Origin of the sequence: Alteriqipengyuania abyssalis (assembly GCF_019857185.1) — a bacterium.
In the GTDB taxonomy this organism is placed as follows: domain Bacteria; phylum Pseudomonadota; class Alphaproteobacteria; order Sphingomonadales; family Sphingomonadaceae; genus Alteriqipengyuania; species Alteriqipengyuania abyssalis.
In genome coordinates, this window is record NZ_JAHWXP010000003.1 from 232371 (window position 1) to 248140 (window position 15770).

15 protein-coding genes are annotated in these 15770 nt (G+C 66.3%); 7 read left to right on the forward strand and 8 right to left on the reverse strand.

From position 1 onward, the window contains the following. Position 1: 1 nt before the first annotated feature. On the reverse strand, positions 2-346 hold the full coding sequence (gene arsC / locus KYN89_RS10995; RefSeq protein WP_222825111.1) for an arsenate reductase (glutaredoxin): 345 nt from the start codon (positions 344-346) through the stop codon (positions 2-4). Between the two features lie 151 nt (positions 347-497). Here arsC and KYN89_RS11000 point away from each other — a divergent pair, with 151 nt between their 5' ends. Beyond that, on the forward strand, positions 498-2741 hold the full coding sequence (locus KYN89_RS11000; RefSeq protein WP_222825112.1) for a TonB-dependent hemoglobin/transferrin/lactoferrin family receptor: 2244 nt from the start codon (positions 498-500) through the stop codon (positions 2739-2741). A gap of 11 nt (positions 2742-2752) precedes the next feature. Next, positions 2753-3784, forward strand: coding sequence for a DUF6607 family protein (locus tag KYN89_RS11005; protein ID WP_222825113.1), 1032 nt, complete (start codon positions 2753-2755; stop codon positions 3782-3784). A gap of 3 nt (positions 3785-3787) precedes the next feature. Here the strand turns inward: KYN89_RS11005 and KYN89_RS11010 are convergent, their stop codons facing one another. Genes KYN89_RS11010 through KYN89_RS11020 form a run of 3 tightly spaced genes read right to left on the reverse strand, consistent with a single transcriptional unit; the run spans position 3788 to position 5346 of the window. Further along, positions 3788-4342 (reverse strand): (2Fe-2S)-binding protein, encoded by a 555-nt coding sequence (locus KYN89_RS11010; RefSeq protein WP_222825114.1) that lies wholly within the window; start codon positions 4340-4342, stop codon positions 3788-3790. A 12-nt stretch (positions 4343-4354) separates the two neighbouring features. Then, positions 4355-4585, reverse strand: coding sequence for a hypothetical protein (locus KYN89_RS11015; protein ID WP_010235272.1), 231 nt, complete (start codon positions 4583-4585; stop codon positions 4355-4357). Further along, entirely contained in the window at positions 4582-5346 is a 765-nt protein-coding gene (locus KYN89_RS11020; protein ID WP_222825115.1) for a class II aldolase/adducin family protein, read from the reverse strand. Before KYN89_RS11020 ends, KYN89_RS11015 begins: the two co-directional genes overlap by 4 nt. 115 nt (positions 5347-5461) lie before the next feature. Between KYN89_RS11020 and KYN89_RS11025 the strand changes: the two genes are divergently transcribed. Continuing rightward, positions 5462-6826, forward strand: a complete 1365-nt coding sequence (locus KYN89_RS11025; RefSeq protein WP_222825116.1) for an MATE family efflux transporter — start codon at positions 5462-5464, stop codon at positions 6824-6826. Here the strand turns inward: KYN89_RS11025 and KYN89_RS11030 are convergent. Then, complete coding sequence (locus tag KYN89_RS11030; RefSeq protein WP_222825117.1) at positions 6823-7635, reverse strand: sterol desaturase family protein; 813 nt, start codon at positions 7633-7635, stop codon at positions 6823-6825. The genes KYN89_RS11025 and KYN89_RS11030 overlap by 4 nt on opposite strands. Positions 7636-7684: 49 nt before the next feature. On the opposite strand from KYN89_RS11030, the gene KYN89_RS11035 reads away from it, so the two are divergent. Further along, a complete protein-coding gene (locus KYN89_RS11035; protein ID WP_222825118.1) occupies positions 7685-8260 on the forward strand; it encodes a TIGR04282 family arsenosugar biosynthesis glycosyltransferase in 576 nt (191 codons plus the stop codon). Beyond that, positions 8239-8985: a glycosyltransferase gene (locus KYN89_RS11040; protein WP_222825119.1), complete on the forward strand. Its 747-nt coding sequence runs from the start codon at positions 8239-8241 to the stop codon at positions 8983-8985. Before KYN89_RS11035 ends, KYN89_RS11040 begins: the two co-directional genes overlap by 22 nt. Before the next feature lies 1 nt (position 8986). Here KYN89_RS11040 and KYN89_RS11045 read toward each other — a convergent pair whose 3' ends face one another. Continuing rightward, a complete protein-coding gene (locus tag KYN89_RS11045) occupies positions 8987-10021 on the reverse strand; it encodes an SDR family oxidoreductase (RefSeq protein ID WP_222825120.1) in 1035 nt (344 codons plus the stop codon). Then, entirely contained in the window at positions 10018-11070 is a 1053-nt protein-coding gene (locus KYN89_RS11050; protein ID WP_222825121.1) for a methyltransferase domain-containing protein, read from the reverse strand. The genes KYN89_RS11045 and KYN89_RS11050 overlap by 4 nt, the downstream gene beginning before the upstream one ends. Positions 11071-11153: 83 nt before the next feature. Here KYN89_RS11050 and KYN89_RS11055 point away from each other — a divergent pair, with 83 nt between their 5' ends. Both KYN89_RS11055 and KYN89_RS11060 read left to right on the forward strand, forming a co-directional pair. Further along, complete coding sequence (locus tag KYN89_RS11055; RefSeq protein WP_222825122.1) at positions 11154-12575, forward strand: dihydrolipoyl dehydrogenase family protein; 1422 nt, start codon at positions 11154-11156, stop codon at positions 12573-12575. After that, positions 12551-13567 (forward strand): radical SAM protein, encoded by a 1017-nt coding sequence (locus KYN89_RS11060; RefSeq protein WP_248285187.1) that lies wholly within the window; start codon positions 12551-12553, stop codon positions 13565-13567. Before KYN89_RS11055 ends, KYN89_RS11060 begins: the two co-directional genes overlap by 25 nt. Position 13568: 1 nt before the next feature. Here KYN89_RS11060 and KYN89_RS11065 read toward each other — a convergent pair whose 3' ends face one another. Further along, positions 13569-15659 (reverse strand): malate synthase G, encoded by a 2091-nt coding sequence (locus KYN89_RS11065; RefSeq protein ID WP_222825533.1) that lies wholly within the window; start codon positions 15657-15659, stop codon positions 13569-13571. Positions 15660-15770 lie beyond the last annotated feature (111 nt).

Below are 15770 nucleotides of genomic sequence, written 5' to 3' on the forward strand. Positions count from 1 at the left end.
ATCAGAGGATTTCCAGCACCTGGTCCTGCGGGCGGCACAGGCGCGCGCCCTTCTCCGTCTCGACCAGCGGGCGCTCGATCAGGATCGGGTCGGCGACCATCGCATCCAGTATCGTGTCCGCATCGGCATCGGGCAGGCCGCGCTCTTCGGCATCCGTGCCCCGTGTGCGCAGACCCTCGGCAGGGGTGATCCCCGCATCGCGGTACAGCTGGGCGAGCTTGTCGCGGGTCGGCGGCTCCTTGAGATATTCGACCACGGTGAGGTCGACCGCCTTGAGGTTCTCAAGGATCGCAAGCGTCTTGCGCGAAGTGCCGCATTTCGGATTGTGCCAGATGGTCGCTTTCATGATCCGCATCCCTTCGATGAAACTGATGCCGCTCGCCTAGCGCCGCGCCGATCCCCAGCCAAGACGAGACTCTCGACATACAGCGGTTGTAATTGCGAGCCCTTCTCATTAGGCAAAGCTATCGCGAATCAATTGCAACAAAGGGATCGTCATGAGGGACCACACTTTCCGTATCGCGCTTTTGCTGGGGGCATCTGCCCTGCCCGGCGCGGTCCATGCGGAGGACGCCGCCACCGGCAAAGAAGAGGCCGCGCAGGCGGCCGGGGAAGGCGAACAGATCGTTGTCACCGCAACCCGCACGCCTCTCGCTATCGAAGATGTGCCCGCCACCGTCACCGTGATCGACGCCGAGGACATTGCCGATGACATGGTGACCGACATCAAGGACTTGGTCCGCTACGAACCAGGTGTCTCGGTGCGCCGCGCACCTGCCCGCTTCGGAGCCGCGCTGGGCACGCTGGGCCGCGCGCGGAATGAGGATTTCGTGATCCGCGGGATCGGCGGCAACCGGGTGCTGATCCAGGTCGACGGCATCCGCACGCCGCAGGGCTTCACCTTCGGCGCGCAGGAAGCCGGGCGTGGCGGCTACACCGATGTCAGCCTGGTCAAGTCGGTCGAGATCCTGCGCGGGCCCGCATCGGCGCTCTATGGCAGTGACGGGCTGGCTGGCGCGGTCAGCTTTACCACCAGCGATCCGGTCGACCTGATCGGCACCGATGCCTTCGGCGGCTTCGCCAGCGCATCCTATTCGAGCGCGGACGAGGAATTCTCCGAAACCGTCGCGCTCGCCGGGCAGAGCGGCGCGTTCTCCGCGATGCTCGCCTATACCCGCCGCGATTTCCACGAGCTGGAGAACAAGGCCACGGTCGGCGGGATCGACGAAGCGCGCACGCTGCCCAACCCGCAGGATGGCGAGTCCGACGCGTTTCTGGGCAAGCTGGTGTGGGAACAGGGCGCTCATCGCCTGCGCCTCACGGGCGAGTACCTCGACAGCGCGCTGTTCACCGATGTGCTGACCGGGCAAGGCCCGCAATTCCTGTTCGGCCCCTCCCCCAGCTGGATCGTCGACGACCTGACCGCCAACGACACGACGAGCCGCAAGCGCGTCTCGCTCGACTGGACCTATAACGGCGGCGGCGCAGTCGATTACGCGCATGTCGCGGCCTATTATCAGGACGGGAAGGACGTGCAGTTCGCAGACGAGGACCGCTCTCCCGTCGGCGCCACTCCGCGCCCCGATCGCGAACGGCTCAACACCTTCGAGAACGAGGTCTTCGGCGGCGTGGCCGAGGCGCGCAAAGTCTTCTCGACCGGCGCGACCGGCCATGTGCTGGCCTTCGGCGGTGATGTCAGCTTCACCCGCCAAGAGGGTCTGCGCGACGGGACCGAGCCGCCCGCAGGCGAGATCTTCCCCTCGCGCGCCTTCCCCGCCACCGATTTCACGCTCGGCGGAATCTTCCTCGCCGACGAGATCGCGCTGTTCGACAACCGGCTGACGATCTTCCCTGCGGTGCGGTTCGACTTCTACGACCTCTCGCCGACCGACGACCCGCTGCTGCCCAGCTTCACCGGATCGGCCCAGAGCGGAGACCGCCTGTCGCCCAAGCTGGGCGTCACGCTGAAGCTGGCCGAGAACACGCTGCTTTTCGCCAATTACGCGCAAGGCTTCCGCGCGCCCACGCCCTATCAGGTGAACAATTTCTTCGAGAACCTGGCCTACGGCTACACCTCGCTGCCCAACCCGGACCTCGGCCCGGAAACCAGCGAAAGCTGGGAGGGGGGCATTCGCTTTTCGAGCGATGCGGTGTCGCTGCAGGTGGTTGGCTTCAAGGCCAATTACGACGACTTCATCAGCCAGCAGATCGTGGGCGGGTCGTTCACCCCCGCCGATCCGGCGCAATACCAGTACGTCAATTTCGACGCGGTCGAGATCAAGGGGGCGGAGGCCAAGGCATCCTATCGCGCGGATAACGGCCTGACGGCGAACTTCGCGATCGCCTATGCCGATGGCGACATCCTACCGCCGGGGGCTGCACCCCAGCCGCTCTCGACCATCGATCCGCTCAATCTGGTGGCGGGTATCGGATACCGCCATCCGCAAGGGCACTTCGGCATCAACCTGACCGCGATCCACCACGCGCGTAAGGAACTGGACGAGACGACCGGCACGTGCACCGGCGACTGTTATCGTCCCGGCGCGTTCACCGTGCTCGACGCGACCGCCTTCGTCGCGATTACCGATGCGCTCAAGCTGCGCGCCGGCATCTTCAACCTGACCGACGAGACCTACGCCTACTGGCAGGACGTGCGCGGCCTTTCCGACACTTCGACGATCACCTCGGCCTTCACCCGGCCGGGCCGCAACGCCAGCGTTTCGATCAACTTTTCATTCTGAGGGAGGACCACATGAAACTGACGACACTGATCGGCGCAGCCCTGCTCGCCACCACTGCCATCGCCAGCCCCGCGCTCGCCGACGGCCCCATCGCGGATCGCGGCGAAGCGGTCGAGCGCGCGCATTTCCAGAGGGACCGCGAGACAATCCTGTCGATGGCGGGCGACTACAAGGTGCGCTTCGACATGCAGGAATCGACCCCCTGGATGGAAGGCTACGAACCGCTCGATCGCAAGATTTCGGGCGGGTATGAGTCGGTCCGCGTGATCGAGGATACCGGCACCAAAATCGTCCTCCAGCACCTGCTGGTGGTCGGCGACGAGGGCGAGGAATTCGTCATCAAGCACTGGCGGCAGGACTGGGAGTACGAGCCCGAGAAGATCCTCGCCTATACCGGGCCCAATACCTGGGAATGGAAGACCATGCCCGAGCGGATGCGCAATGGCCGCTGGTCGCAGACTGTCTATCAGGTCGACGACAGCCCGCGCTATGCCGGGTGGGGCGAATGGCAGGACAGCCAGGGCATCCGCCGCTGGCGATCCAACTGGACCACCCGCCCGCTCGCCCGCCGCGACGCGGTACGCCATCCGATCTACGACCGCTACGAAGGGATCAACCGTCACCAGTTGACCCCGACCGGCTGGATCCACTGGCAGGACAACACCAAGATGATGCCCGATGCTTCGGCAGAAGATGGGCTGAAGCCGGTGGTGCAGGAATACGTCCTCAACACCTACGACCGGTTCGATGGCTACAATACCGGCGCGGCGGACGCCTACTGGGCGGCCACGAAAGACTACTGGGCGGCCGTGCGCGACATGTGGGCCGAGGTAGCCGAGGCGAATGGCGGCATCACGATCGAGGAAGAGGCCGAGACCGGCACGGTCATCAGCGGTCGGCTTTTGACCATCGGGAACGAGCTGCAGGAAGGCACAATCGCGCAGGATGCGGCAATTGCCGAGGCACGCGCGCTGATCGGGGAGGCGACGGCACCAGGCGCCGCCTCGACCCGGCGCACGGCGGCTGCCGGGGCGGACTACTAGCCCCTAGTCGCGGGGCGGCGCGGTGGTGGTCCTCAATGCAGGCACATCGCGCGCCGCCTCTTCCGGCGCGATGGCCGGGGGCGGCGCGGCGTCGATAACCTCGGCGCGCGCGGCCACCCGCCCTGCCCGCTCGATCGCGCGGACCAGCCGCGGATAGACCCCGCAGCGGCACAGATTGGGGATCGCCGCGTCGATCTGCTCGCGCGAGGGCGAGGGATTGTCTTCCAGCAGCGCCGCCGCGGCGATCGCGATCCCCGGCGTGCAGAAGCCGCACTGGATCGCCTGCTCCGCGACCAGCGCCTGCTGCACCGGGTGCGAGCGATCGCGCGAAAGCCCCTCTATCGTCGTGATCACCCGCCCTTCGGCCTCGGCAATGGAAACGAGGCAGGATCGCAGCGGCACGCCGTCGATCAGCACCATGCACGCACCGCAATCGCCCGTCCCGCAGCCGAACTTCGTACCGGTCAGGTTGCTCGCCTCGCGCAGTGCGAACAGCAACGGGGTTTCGGGGTCGAGCAGATATTGCACCGGCCGATTATTGACCGTCATCTTCGTCACGGCGTCACCAAGCTAATCCGCATAAAACTCGACCAGATGGCACCGCTCGCAGCGGAACGCGCGCAGCGGCTTGAGCGCCTTCTTGTCCACTTTCACGCTGCCGGTCCAGCCGGTCTGCGGCGTGCCTTCCTGCCAGCGGGCGGGCTGCACCTCGCCATAGCCCATGTCGACGACGAAGCCTTCGGCGCTGCGCCCGCCACACTTGCCGCAATGGCGCGCTTCGGCGGGTGCAGGATCGCTCACTGCTGCCAGCTGTCGTCGATGCGCGTGGCCTTGCGCTTCCACGCCTCGAAATCGAACACGCCCGCGCCGCCTTGGCCCTGCATAACGGCAAGGTCGCGCTGGTGTACGTCGACCACGTCCTGCTGCACCACTACCGCCTCTCCCTGGCTGAGCGTGGCAACCTGGATCTCGCACGCGCGTTGCAGCGACCACATCATCACGAACATCTGCTGGATCGTCTTGCCCATCACCACCGGGCCGTGGTTGCGCAGCATCAGGATCGACTTGTCGCCCAGATTCTCAAGCAGGCGGTCGCCCTCTTCGGCGCGCACCGTGACGCCCTCGAAGTCGTGATAGCCGATCTGGTTCTGGAAATTGCAGGCGTAGAAATTGGTCGGCAGCAACCCGTCCTTGTGGCTGCACACCGCCATCGTCGCGGTCGTGTGCACATGGCAGATCGCATTCGCCCGCTCGCCCAGATGCTTGTGGAAATGCGCGTGCTGGGTGAAGCCCGCCTTGTTCACCATGTAGGGCGAACCGCCGATATTATTGCCCTCGACGTCGATCTTCACGAGGTTGGAGGCGGTCACTTCCTCGTACAGCAGGCCGAAGGGGTTGATCAGGAACGCGCCCTCCTCGCCCGGCACCGCGAGCGAGATGTGGTTGTAGATCGATTCCGACCAGCCGAGCAGATCGAAGATGCGATAGCAGGCGGCGAGATCGAGCCGCGCCTGCCATTCTTCCTTAGAACATTCGTAATCGAGCTTCGCCTGCGTCGCCATCGGGCCTCTCCTTCATGCCTGTTTGCCGGGCATGATAGGGCAACGCGTGGCACGCGCACAAGCGCGCGGATTTGGCGCTTTAGCTTGCGCGACGTTCGGTCTACCGACCCGCGCAATGAGCAAACAAGCAAAGCTGACGCGCGGGAGCATTCCGGGCCATCTCGTGACGCAGACCCTGCCGATGATCATCGGTGTCGCCGCGATCATGTCGATCAGCCTGATCGACGCCTATTTCATCGGTCAGCTGGGCGCAGACCCGCTCGCCGCGATCAGCTTCATCTTCCCGATCTCGGTCGCGCTGACCAGCCTGGGCGTGGGGGTGATGGTCGGGATCAACTCGGTCGTCGCGCGCTCTCTGGGCGCGGGCGATCACGATCAGGCGGCGCGCCGGGCGAACCTGGGCGTGGTGTTCGCGACCGTGGTCGGCGTGGTGCTGGGGGTCGCGCTGTGGCTGCTGCAGGACCCGCTGTTCCGCCTGATGAATGCGCCGGACAACCTGCTGCCGCTGATCCGCGACTATATGGACCCGTTCGCGCTCGCCTTCCCCTTCCTGCTGGTGCTGATGGGCTTCAACGGCGTGCTGCGCGGCCAGGGCGAGGCGAAGATGAGCAGCTTCATCAACATCGCCTACGCAGCGGTGAACTGGGTGCTCGACCCGATCCTGATTACCGGCGCTTTCGGGTTCCAAGGCTTCGGGATCGCGGGCGCGGCCTATGCCACGCTGATCGGCTGGGCCGTCGCGGTGGTGCTGGCGGTCGTGTGCGTTGGGCGCACGCACCTGCCGTTCAACCCGGCGCTGATCCGCGATTGCGAGAATCCGCGCGAACCGATCGTGGCGATCATGAAGGTGGCGGGCCCCGCCTCCTTCTCCAACGCGATCAACCCCATCGGCCTGTCGGTGCTGACCGCGCTGATTGCGCTGGAAGGGCAGAGCGCTGTGGCAGCCTTCGGCGCGGCGGGCCGGTTGCAGAGCTTTGCGGTGGTGCCCCTGCTCGCGCTTTCAGGCTCGATCGGCGCGATCGTCGGCCAGAACTGGGGCGCAAACCAGCCGGAACGATCGCGCGCGGCGGCGCGCGGTGCCGGGCTGTTCTGCATCGTCTACGGGCTGGTCATCGCGGTCGCACTGGTCGCGGCGGCGAAGTGGTTCGCGGGGTTCTTCACCGACGACCCGGCGATCGTGCGGCAATTCTCCCGCTATCTGGAGATCGCCGCGTGGGGCTATGCCGGGTTCGGCCTGCTGATCGTGGGCAACGGCATCCTCAACGCGGTCGACAAGGCGGGGCTGGCGCTGGCGCAAAGCTGCGCGCGCGTGTTCCTGGTGATGCTGCCGTTCGGCTGGTTGCTGCGGCCGGTCTGGGATTCGGACGCGATCTACGCCGCGGAACTGGCCGCCAACCTCGTCGGCGGGCTGGTCGCGGTGCTGCTGGTGCGCAAGGTGCTCAGCGGCACGCCGCCAGCCGCGCAGCGCAAGGGCGGCTAGCGCAGGCTGACTGCGCCCGGCGGGAGCGGCGCGGGCGTCGCGCGAAACGGCGCGGTGAGACTGTTGCCCAGCGACAGGTCCGCCAGCGAGGCCGCGTCCGCGACCCCGATCTCGATCCGCGCCTGCGGTTTGCTGCGCAAGGTGCGGTGCAGCCGGTCCCACAGGCTCAGCCCGCTGGTCCAATTGCTGTTCATCTCGTCCCAAACCTTGGAGTGATGCACCCCGTGCATCTTCGGCGTGGTTAGGATCAGCGACAGGTTCTCGTCCCACCGCCCCGGAAGCGCGAGGTTGGAATGGTGGAACAGCACCGATGCGTCGAAGAACCGCCGGTGTGCCATCAGTATGCGCACGTCTGCCCCGCTGAGCACCACTTGTGCGACCCTGAACGGCAGGGAGACCAGCATATCGACCGCATGGAACCGCAGCGCGGTGGTCATGTCCATGTCCGGGTCGATGTGATGGACCCGGTGAAACCGCCACAGGAACGGCACCTTGTGGGTCGCGATATGCCACCAGTAAAAAGCGTAATCCATCGCCGCGACCCCCAGCACGATCTGCAACGGGCGCGGCAGCGGCAGCACTTGCACGAGGCCCCGCCGGGCTCGGACATTGCCCTTGGCCAGCCGGGTGAGCAGCGGCATCTCGATCGCGGTGACCACCAGCATCGTACCCGCCCCCAGCGCGAGGTTGCGCGCCTGCCGGGCTGCGGTGGAGTGGGTCTGGCGGCGCAGCGGCCGCGCCCGCTCGGCCAGCCACAATCCGCCGACCAGCGCGACGCCGAGTACCGTCAGGGGTGAAATGCGGGCCATGTCTGTTGGCTTATGGGAAAAGTCGCGCGCTGTCGCTATGCCCGCAAGGATGACGCCCGAGATCGCGATTTTCGCCCGCTGGCCGGAGCCGGGGAAGGCCAAGACCCGGCTGATCCTGACGCTGGGAGCCGAAGGCGCGGCGCAGCTCTATCGCACATTGCTGGAACTGACCGTGCGCGAGGCACGCGCCAGCGGCCTGCCGTTCCACCTGCGGGTGACCGGCGGCGACCCGGCGCGCTTCCGCGAGTGGCTCGGCAGCGATCTCGACGTGCGCGACCAAGGGGGCGGCGATCTGGGCGAAAAGCTGACTCGCGTACCCACTCCGGGCATGATGATCGGCAGCGACTGCCCCGGCCTGACCGCCGCGCTGTTGCGCGAGGCTGGCGATGCTCTTTCGAGCCACGAGGCAGTGATCGGCCCGGCGGATGATGGCGGCTACTGGCTGCTCGGCCTGCGCACGCCCTGCCCCGACCTGTTCGTCGACATGGCGTGGAGCACGGACGCGGTCTTCCCCGAGACCATGCGGCGGCTTGAGGCCAGGGGGATCGCCCCGCACCTGCTGCCCGAGCTGACCGATATCGACACGGGCGAGGATCTCGCCGCATGGCCGGACCTGCTGGCGTGAGCGATACAGGCGTAGCGATCGTGGTGCCGGTGCTGAACGAGGCGGCGGCTATCCCCGCGCTCGCCGCGCATCTCGCGACACTCGACCCAGAGCCTGCGCAGGTCATCGTCGTCGATGGAGGAAGCAGCGACGACACGCTTGCTCTGGCGCGCGAAGCCGGGTGGCAGACACTCTCTGCCGAACGCGGCCGCGCGCGGCAGATCAATGCGGGCGTCGACGCCGCCGAGGCACCGCTAATTTGCGTGGTCCATGCTGACAGCTTCCCACCTGCTGACATGGTCGCGGTGATCCGCGATACGCTGGCCGACAAGCGCATTGCGCTCGCCAGCTTCACTCCGCTGATTAGCGGCGCGAAGACCCGCTGGGTGACCAGCGCGCATAATTACGTGAAGACCTGGTACGCGCCGCTGCTGTGCCGCCCGCACCTGTTCTTTCGCGGCGTTCGCCTGCTGTTCGGCGACCACGCGATGTTCTTCCGCCGCGCCGACTTCCTGACCATCGGCGGCTGCACACCGGGCGACATGGTGATGGAGGAAGCGGACCTGTGCGTGAAATTCGCGCGGCTGGGCCGCATCCGCATGGTCCCCCGCGTGGTGCACACATCGGACCGGCGGATCGCCGCGTGGGGTCCGCTCAAAGCCAACTGGATCTATTTCAAGGTCGGCATCCTGTGGGCACTCGGCCTGCGCGGGCGCATGGAGCGCGACTACCCCGATATCCGGTGAGCTAGCGCGCCAGCACCCCGGCGGCAGGCAGGAAGCCTTCCTCCGTGCAGAAATCGATCAACCGCCGCAGATAGTCCTCGTCCGCCGGCCCGGATTCGATCCCGGTGAGCGCGCGAAAGCGGCTGTCGTCGAAGCGCGGGTCGCGCTGGAAATAGCTGGCATAGAGCGCCGAGACACGGCCATGCAGCCGCCGTTCGAGCGGCGGCAGCGCGCTCGCATCGAAGCGCGCCGGATCGACCAGAGTGGGAGAGCGCAAGCCGTCGACGCTGCCGATACCGCGCGCAAAGTCGGCCATCGCCAGCGGATCGGACGCAACCAGATGATAAGTGCCGCCGCGCGCTTCATCCCAATGCTCCGCCAGCGCCGCGATCCCGCCTGCGACGTGGTCGATCGGCACGAAGGCAAGCGTGGCGTCGGCCCCGGCAGGGACCAGCCGGATGCGCCCTTCTGCAATCAGCCTGAACGCCATGTAGAGCGCATCGAACTGGCGCACCCGACCGCTCTGGTATTCGCCCAGCGTGATACCAGGCCGCGCGATCGCCCAGTCGAGCCCGGAGGCACGCACCAGCCGCTCGCCCGCAGCCTTGCTCGCCTCGTAGCCGTTGGCGAAACCGCTTTCGGGGAGCGGATCATCCTCGCGGATCACCCCGTCGCGCGTGCCGCAGACATAGGCCGTGCTGACATGCAGCAGCCCTGCCCCGCCCGCCTGCGCCAGCGCGATCACATTCGCCGTGCCGCGCGTGTTGGTCGCCTCGTACTCGGCGTCGGTGAGGTCGAAGCGGATCGTGGCCGCGCAGTGGATCACGAGGTCGTGGTCCTGCGCCAGCCGCTCGAAGGTCGCTGCGTCCAGCCCCAGCCGCTCCTGCCGGATGTCGCACGGCACCGCCTCGGCAATCGCCACTGGGCTTCCGTCGTTCGCGCGCACCTCGGGGTTGCGGTGGACCAGCGCGGTCACCCGATGCCCCGCAGCAACCAGCCGCGCGCAGACTTCACCGCCGATCAGCCCGGCCGCGCCCGTTACAAGAATCCGGCTCAACAGCAGCCGCCGCCGGTCGCGACCTGCGGAACAGCTCCGGCGAGCGGGAATAGCGTGCCGCAATCGGGATAGATGCCGTAATGCGTGCCGAAGTCGCCGAAGAACTCGAAATGCTCGGCAAAGCGGGTGTCGGCCAGCATCTTCCAGCTATTGCCGCACACCGAGAACATCCGCCCGCGCTCGATCCGGTGGTGATCGTCGAGCACGAACACGCGCTCTTCGCCAGCGACCGTGCCCTTGTAGCGCACGGCCTGGCCGTAATCCTCGCACAGCGGCTCAAGCTCGGGCAGCTTGAACAGGCGCGCGGTGGCCGAGTGGAAGGCGATCCCGTCCAGCTTTTCCTGGATCTGCGGGTCGTTGATCCCCAGCGGGCGGCTGGTGACCAGTCGCGGGTCGAGGAACCCGGCAGCCTTGGCCGAAGCGATGAAGTCGAACCAGTACATCGCGCCAGACAGGCACTCGCCGTGCAGCACGGGATCGTCGCGCAATCCGTCGGGCACGCGGCGGTCGGAATAGACGTCGGAAAAATACAGCTCCCCACCGGGCTTGAGCAAGCGGTAGGCCGCGTCGAACACCGCGCGCTTGTCTGCCACCAGGTTGATCACGCAGTTGGAGACGATGACGTCGAAGCTGCCATCTTCCAGATCGAGGTCGCCCAGCTTCTCTATATCGCCTTCGAGGAAGCGCACGTTGCTTTTGGTATAGCCGAATCGCTCCCGGTGCCATTCCTCATGCTCGCGGGCGACCGCCAGCTGCGCAGGCGTCGCGTCGACGCCGGTGACAGAGCCATGCTCGCCCACCATCTGCGCCAGCAGATAGGCATCCTGACCGCTGCCCGAGCCGAGATCGAGCACCTTGGCACCCTCGATCGCCTGCGGGGCAACCAGCCCGCAGCCATAATAGCGCGCGCGCACATCCTCATGCACGTTGCGCAGCAGCGCCATCAGCGCGGGCGGCGGCGCGTCGAGCGTGCAGCAGGCATCGGTTTTGAGATCGGCGGAGCCTTGCAGCACCTCGCCATAATAGTTCTGCGAATTTTCGAGATTCATGAAACGTTTCGACCCTTGCCTGCGAATATGCCACACACAGCACGAGGTTCGGTTCTCGGGCAAGCTTGGTTTCAGGGACAGGCATGAAATTTACCCATGACGTGATCGTGATCGGCGCGGGGGCCGCCGGCCTTACCGCTGCGGGCGGCTGCGCGATGTTCGGCCTGAAGGCCGCGCTGATCGAGCGGGCCGAGATGGGCGGGGAATGCCTCAACAACGGCTGCGTGCCGTCCAAGGCGCTGATTACTGCGGCCAAACGCGCAGCTGAGGCCAATGAATACGAACGCTTCGGCATCCAGATGGCCGCCGCGAAGGTCAACTGGAGCGGCGTACACGCGCATATCCACGAAGCGATCGCGCACATCGCGCCGCACGACAGCCAGGAACGGTTCGAGGAGATGGGCTGCGACGTCTATCGCGGCCACGCGCACTTCATCGGCCCGCGCAAGGTGCAGGTCGGCGATGTCGAGCTGAGTGCCCCAAAGATCGTCATCGCCACCGGGTCGGAACCGATGGTGCCGCCGATCGAGGGGCTGGATAGCGTGCCCTACCTGACCAACGAGAACATCTGGGATCTCGACCAGCTGCCCCAGCACCTCGTCATCATCGGCGGCGGGGTGATCGGGATGGAGATGGCGCAGAGTTTCCGGCGGCTGGGCAGCGAAGTCACCATCATCGAACCGGGCGACCTCATGGGCCGCGACGATCCGGACTCGGTCGCGGTGGTGGTCGAGACGATGAAGGCCGAGGGGGTGATGTTCGTGAAGGGCGCAGCCGCCAAGGTAACGCCCGGTGTGCTCGCCAGCCTCACCGTGACGTTGGAAGACGGGCAGGAGGTTGCGGGGACGCACCTGCTGATCGCCACCGGGCGCAAGGCGCGAACCGAAGGCTACGGACTGGAGGAGATCGGCGTCGAACTGGGCCGCAACGGGATCAAGGTCGACGCGCGGCGGCGCACCAACCTCAAGCACATCTACGCGATCGGCGATTGCCGCGAGGGGCCGCGGCTGACGCATGTATCGGGCTACGAAGGGTCAAACGTCGCGCTCGAAATCACGCTGGGCGTGCCGACCAAGGTCGACTGGTCCGCCCTGCCCTGGTGCACCTATACCGACCCCGAGGTCGCGCAGATCGGGATGACCGAGGCGCAGGCGCGCGAGGAGCTGGGCGACAAGGTGACCGTGGTGCGCGAAGGCTTCGACCACAACGAACGCGCCATTGCGGAAGGGGACACGCGGGGCCACCTGAAGGTGGTGATGGTCGGCAAGAAAGTTCTCGGTGCCAGCATCGTCGGCAAGAATGCCGGCGAAATGCTGCTGCCGTTCACGCAAGCGATTACCGGCAAGGCGAGCACCTTTGCCATGGGCAGCGCGATTATCGCCTATCCTACCCGCAGCGAGATCACCAAGGCGGCAGCGTTCAGCGCGTGGGAAGGCACGGTGTTCGGCAGCGTGCCCAAGGGTTACGCGAAAACGCGCGCATGGTTCAGGAAGACGCTGCGCTGATGGCGTCGCGTTCCAAAAGCCGCAACGCGCCGCAAGGCCCCTCGCCCTTCGCGGTCGAGGCCGATGCCCTGCCCGAAGGCAAGTTCACCGATCCCGACATCACCGCCGACGGATCGCCTCGCGCACAGGTTCCGCTGCTGGAGCTGGAGACGCTGTGGCTGTGCACCGGCACGCTGTGCAACCTCGCCTGCGCGACCTGCTACATCGAAAGCAGCCCGACCAACGATGCGCTGATCTACCTGACCGCAGACCACGCCGCACGCTATTTCGACGAGATCGAGCGCGATGGATGGTCGACCCGCGAGATCGGCTTCACCGGCGGCGAGCCGTTCATGAACCCGCATTTCATGGCCATGCTGAAAGACGCGCTCTCGCGCGGGTTCGAAGTGCTGGTGCTGTCCAACGCGATGAAGCCGATGCGTCGGCACGAGGCCAAGCTACTGGCTCTGCGCGAGGCCTATGGCGACAAGCTGACGATCCGCGTCAGCCTCGATCATCACACCAAACCCGTGCACGAGGGCGAGCGCGGGTCGAACAGCTGGGATGCCGCGATCGGCGGGCTCCGCTGGCTGTCCGACAATGGCTTTCGTATCGCGGTCGCAGGAAGGCTGCTGCCCGGCGAAGGGATGGTCGAGGCGCGCGAAGGTTATGCCGCGCTGTTCGAACGGGAGACCATCCGCATCGACGCGCATGATCCCTCACGCTGCGTCCTTTTCCCCGAGATGGACGCGGACAAGGATGTCGCCGAAATCACCACCGCCTGCTGGGACATCCTGGGCAAGTCGCCCGCCGACATCATGTGCGCGACCAGCCGCATGGTCGTCCACCGCAAGGGCGAACCCGCCCCGCGCGTGGTCGCCTGCACGCTGATCCCATACGACCGCGAGTTCGACTTCGGCGAAACGCTGGCCGAGGCGAATGTGGCGGTAAAGCTCAACCACCCGCACTGCGCGCGCTTCTGCGTGCTGGGCGGTGCGAGCTGCTCGGCCTGAGCTAGCCCCCCGCTTTCACCTTCTGGCGATAGGCGTGCAGCAGCGGCTCGGTATAGCCGCTGGGCTGTTCGGTCCCTTCGAAGATCAGCGCGCGCGCGGCCTGGAAGGCGAGGCTTTGATCCGGATTATCGGCCATCGGGCGATAGGCCGGGTCGCCCGCATTTTGCGCATCGACCTTCTGCGCCATCGCCACCAGCACCTCGTCGACCTCCTCGGGGCTGACCACGCCATGCTCCAGCCAGTTGGCGATGTGCTGGCTGGAAATACGCAGCGTCGCGCGGTCTTCCATCAGGCCGACATCGTCGATGTTGGGCACCTTGGAACAGCCCACGCCCTGGTCGACCCAGCGCACGACATAACCCAGGATGCCCTGCGCGTTGTTTTCCAGCTCCGCGCGGATCTCGTCCGGCGACCAGTTCTCGCCCCGGTGGAGCGGGATGGTCAGCAGGTCGGATAGCGGCGCGATTGTCTCCTTCGCCCGCTCGTCCTGCCGCGCGAACACATCGACCATGTGGTAATGCGTCGCGTGCAGCGTTGCCGCGGTCGGCGATGGCACCCAGGCGGTGTTCGCCCCCGAGCGCGGGTGGCCGATCTTCTCGGCCAGCATGTCCGCCATCCGGTCGGGCATGGCCCACATGCCCTTGCCGATCTGCGCCTTGCCCGAAAGGCCGCAGGCGAGCCCGATCTGCACGTTGCGATCCTCGTAAGCCGCGATCCAGGGCGTCTCCTTCATCGCGCCCTTGCGCTTCATCGCACCCGCTCGCATCGCGGTGTGGATCTCGTCGCCGGTGCGGTCGAGGAAGCCGGTGTTGATGAACATGATCCGGTCGCGCACCGCGTGGATGCACGCCGCGAGATTGGCGGAGGTCCGCCGTTCCTCGTCCATCACGCCGACCTTGATCGTGTGCCGCGCGAGGCCGAGCATGTCCTCCACCGCGTCGAACAGGTCATTGGTCAGCGCGCATTCCTCGGGCCCGTGCATCTTGGGCTTTACGAGATAGATCGAGCCTTCGCGGCTGTTGGAAAGCGTGCCGGTGCGCTTCAGGTCATGGCAGCCGATGGTCGCGGTGACGATCGCATCGAGGATGCCCTCGGGCGCTTCGTTGCCATCGGGCAGGTGCACCGCAGGCGTCGTCATCAGGTGGCCGACATTGCGCGCGAGCAGCAGGCTGCGACCGGGAAGCGTGAAGCTCTCACCGTCAAGGCCGACATATTCGCGATCGGGATTGAGCGTGCGGGTCATCTCCTCCCCACCCTTCATGAAGGTTTCGCGCAAGTCCCCCTTCATCAGGCCGAGCCAGTTGGAATAGCCCAGCACCTTGTCCTGCGCATCCACTGCCGCGACCGAATCCTCGAAATCGCAGATGGTCGAGATTGCGGATTCCAGCACGATGTCGGCGACCCCGGCCTTGTCGCCCGCACCGACCGGGTGATCGGGATCGATCACGATCTCGACGTGCAGGCCGTTGTGGCGGATCAGCCAGTTCTTGCCATTGCGCCCGACCAGCTGAGCCGGGGCCTTCAGCTTGGGCTCGCTGCCATCCCAGTTGCTCCACAGCTGGTCTTCCAGCGGCACCGCGCGGTCGAGGAACTGGCGGCCCCAGTCGATCACCATCGCGCCGCGTTCCTCGTCGTAACCGCCGGGCTTGGGCGTGCCCGGAATCGCGTCGGTGCCGTAGAGCGCGTCGTACAGGCTGCCCCAGCGCGCATTCGCGGCATTGAGCAGGAAGCGCGCGTTGAGCACCGGCACCACCAGCTGCGGGCCGGCGATCTGCGCCAGTTCCGGGTCGACGTTCTGCGGGTTCACGCTGAAGGCGTCCGGCTCGGGCACGAGATAACCGAGATCGGTCAGGAAGGTGCGATAGGCGTCCGCATCGATCGGCGCGGGGTTCTCGCGGTGCCAGGCGTCGATCTTCGACTGGATCGCCTCGCGCTTCTGCAACAAGTCGCGATTGCGGGGCACGAAACGGCTGAAAATGTCCGCTGCGCCGCTCCAGAAAGCACCTGCGTCGATGTCGAGCCCGGGAAGCACCTGCGCTTCGATGAAGTCGGCCAGTTCCTCGGCAACCTTCAGCCCGGCGAGTTCGCGCATGCCCATTCTCTTGTCCTTCCTCGTGTGTCGCTTTGGCGTGTTTCCGAACCGCTTGGCGCGATCGGCGGGCATGAGTCAAATGCGTAGCAAGTCCGCGGCGACACTGCCGCT

Bases quoted from the DNA above. Each gene is read 5' to 3' on its own strand.
- arsC (WP_222825111.1), bottom strand. From the start codon at position 346: ATGAAAGCGACCATCTGGCACAATCCGAAATGCGGCACTTCGCGCAAG.
- KYN89_RS11000 (WP_222825112.1), top strand. From the start codon at position 498: ATGAGGGACCACACTTTCCGTATCGCGCTTTTGCTGGGGGCATCTGCC.
- KYN89_RS11005 (WP_222825113.1), top strand. From the start codon at position 2,753: ATGAAACTGACGACACTGATCGGCGCAGCCCTGCTCGCCACCACTGCC.
- KYN89_RS11020 (WP_222825115.1), bottom strand. From the start codon at position 5,346: ATGGCGACGCAGGCGAAGCTCGATTACGAATGTTCTAAGGAAGAATGG.
- KYN89_RS11025 (WP_222825116.1), top strand. From the start codon at position 5,462: ATGAGCAAACAAGCAAAGCTGACGCGCGGGAGCATTCCGGGCCATCTC.
- KYN89_RS11030 (WP_222825117.1), bottom strand. From the start codon at position 7,635: ATGGCCCGCATTTCACCCCTGACGGTACTCGGCGTCGCGCTGGTCGGC.
- KYN89_RS11035 (WP_222825118.1), top strand. From the start codon at position 7,685: ATGACGCCCGAGATCGCGATTTTCGCCCGCTGGCCGGAGCCGGGGAAG.
- KYN89_RS11040 (WP_222825119.1), top strand. From the start codon at position 8,239: ATGGCCGGACCTGCTGGCGTGAGCGATACAGGCGTAGCGATCGTGGTG.
- KYN89_RS11050 (WP_222825121.1), bottom strand. From the start codon at position 11,070: ATGAATCTCGAAAATTCGCAGAACTATTATGGCGAGGTGCTGCAAGGC.
- KYN89_RS11055 (WP_222825122.1), top strand. From the start codon at position 11,154: ATGAAATTTACCCATGACGTGATCGTGATCGGCGCGGGGGCCGCCGGC.
- KYN89_RS11060 (WP_248285187.1), top strand. From the start codon at position 12,551: ATGGTTCAGGAAGACGCTGCGCTGATGGCGTCGCGTTCCAAAAGCCGC.
- KYN89_RS11065 (WP_222825533.1), bottom strand. From the start codon at position 15,659: ATGCGCGAACTCGCCGGGCTGAAGGTTGCCGAGGAACTGGCCGACTTC.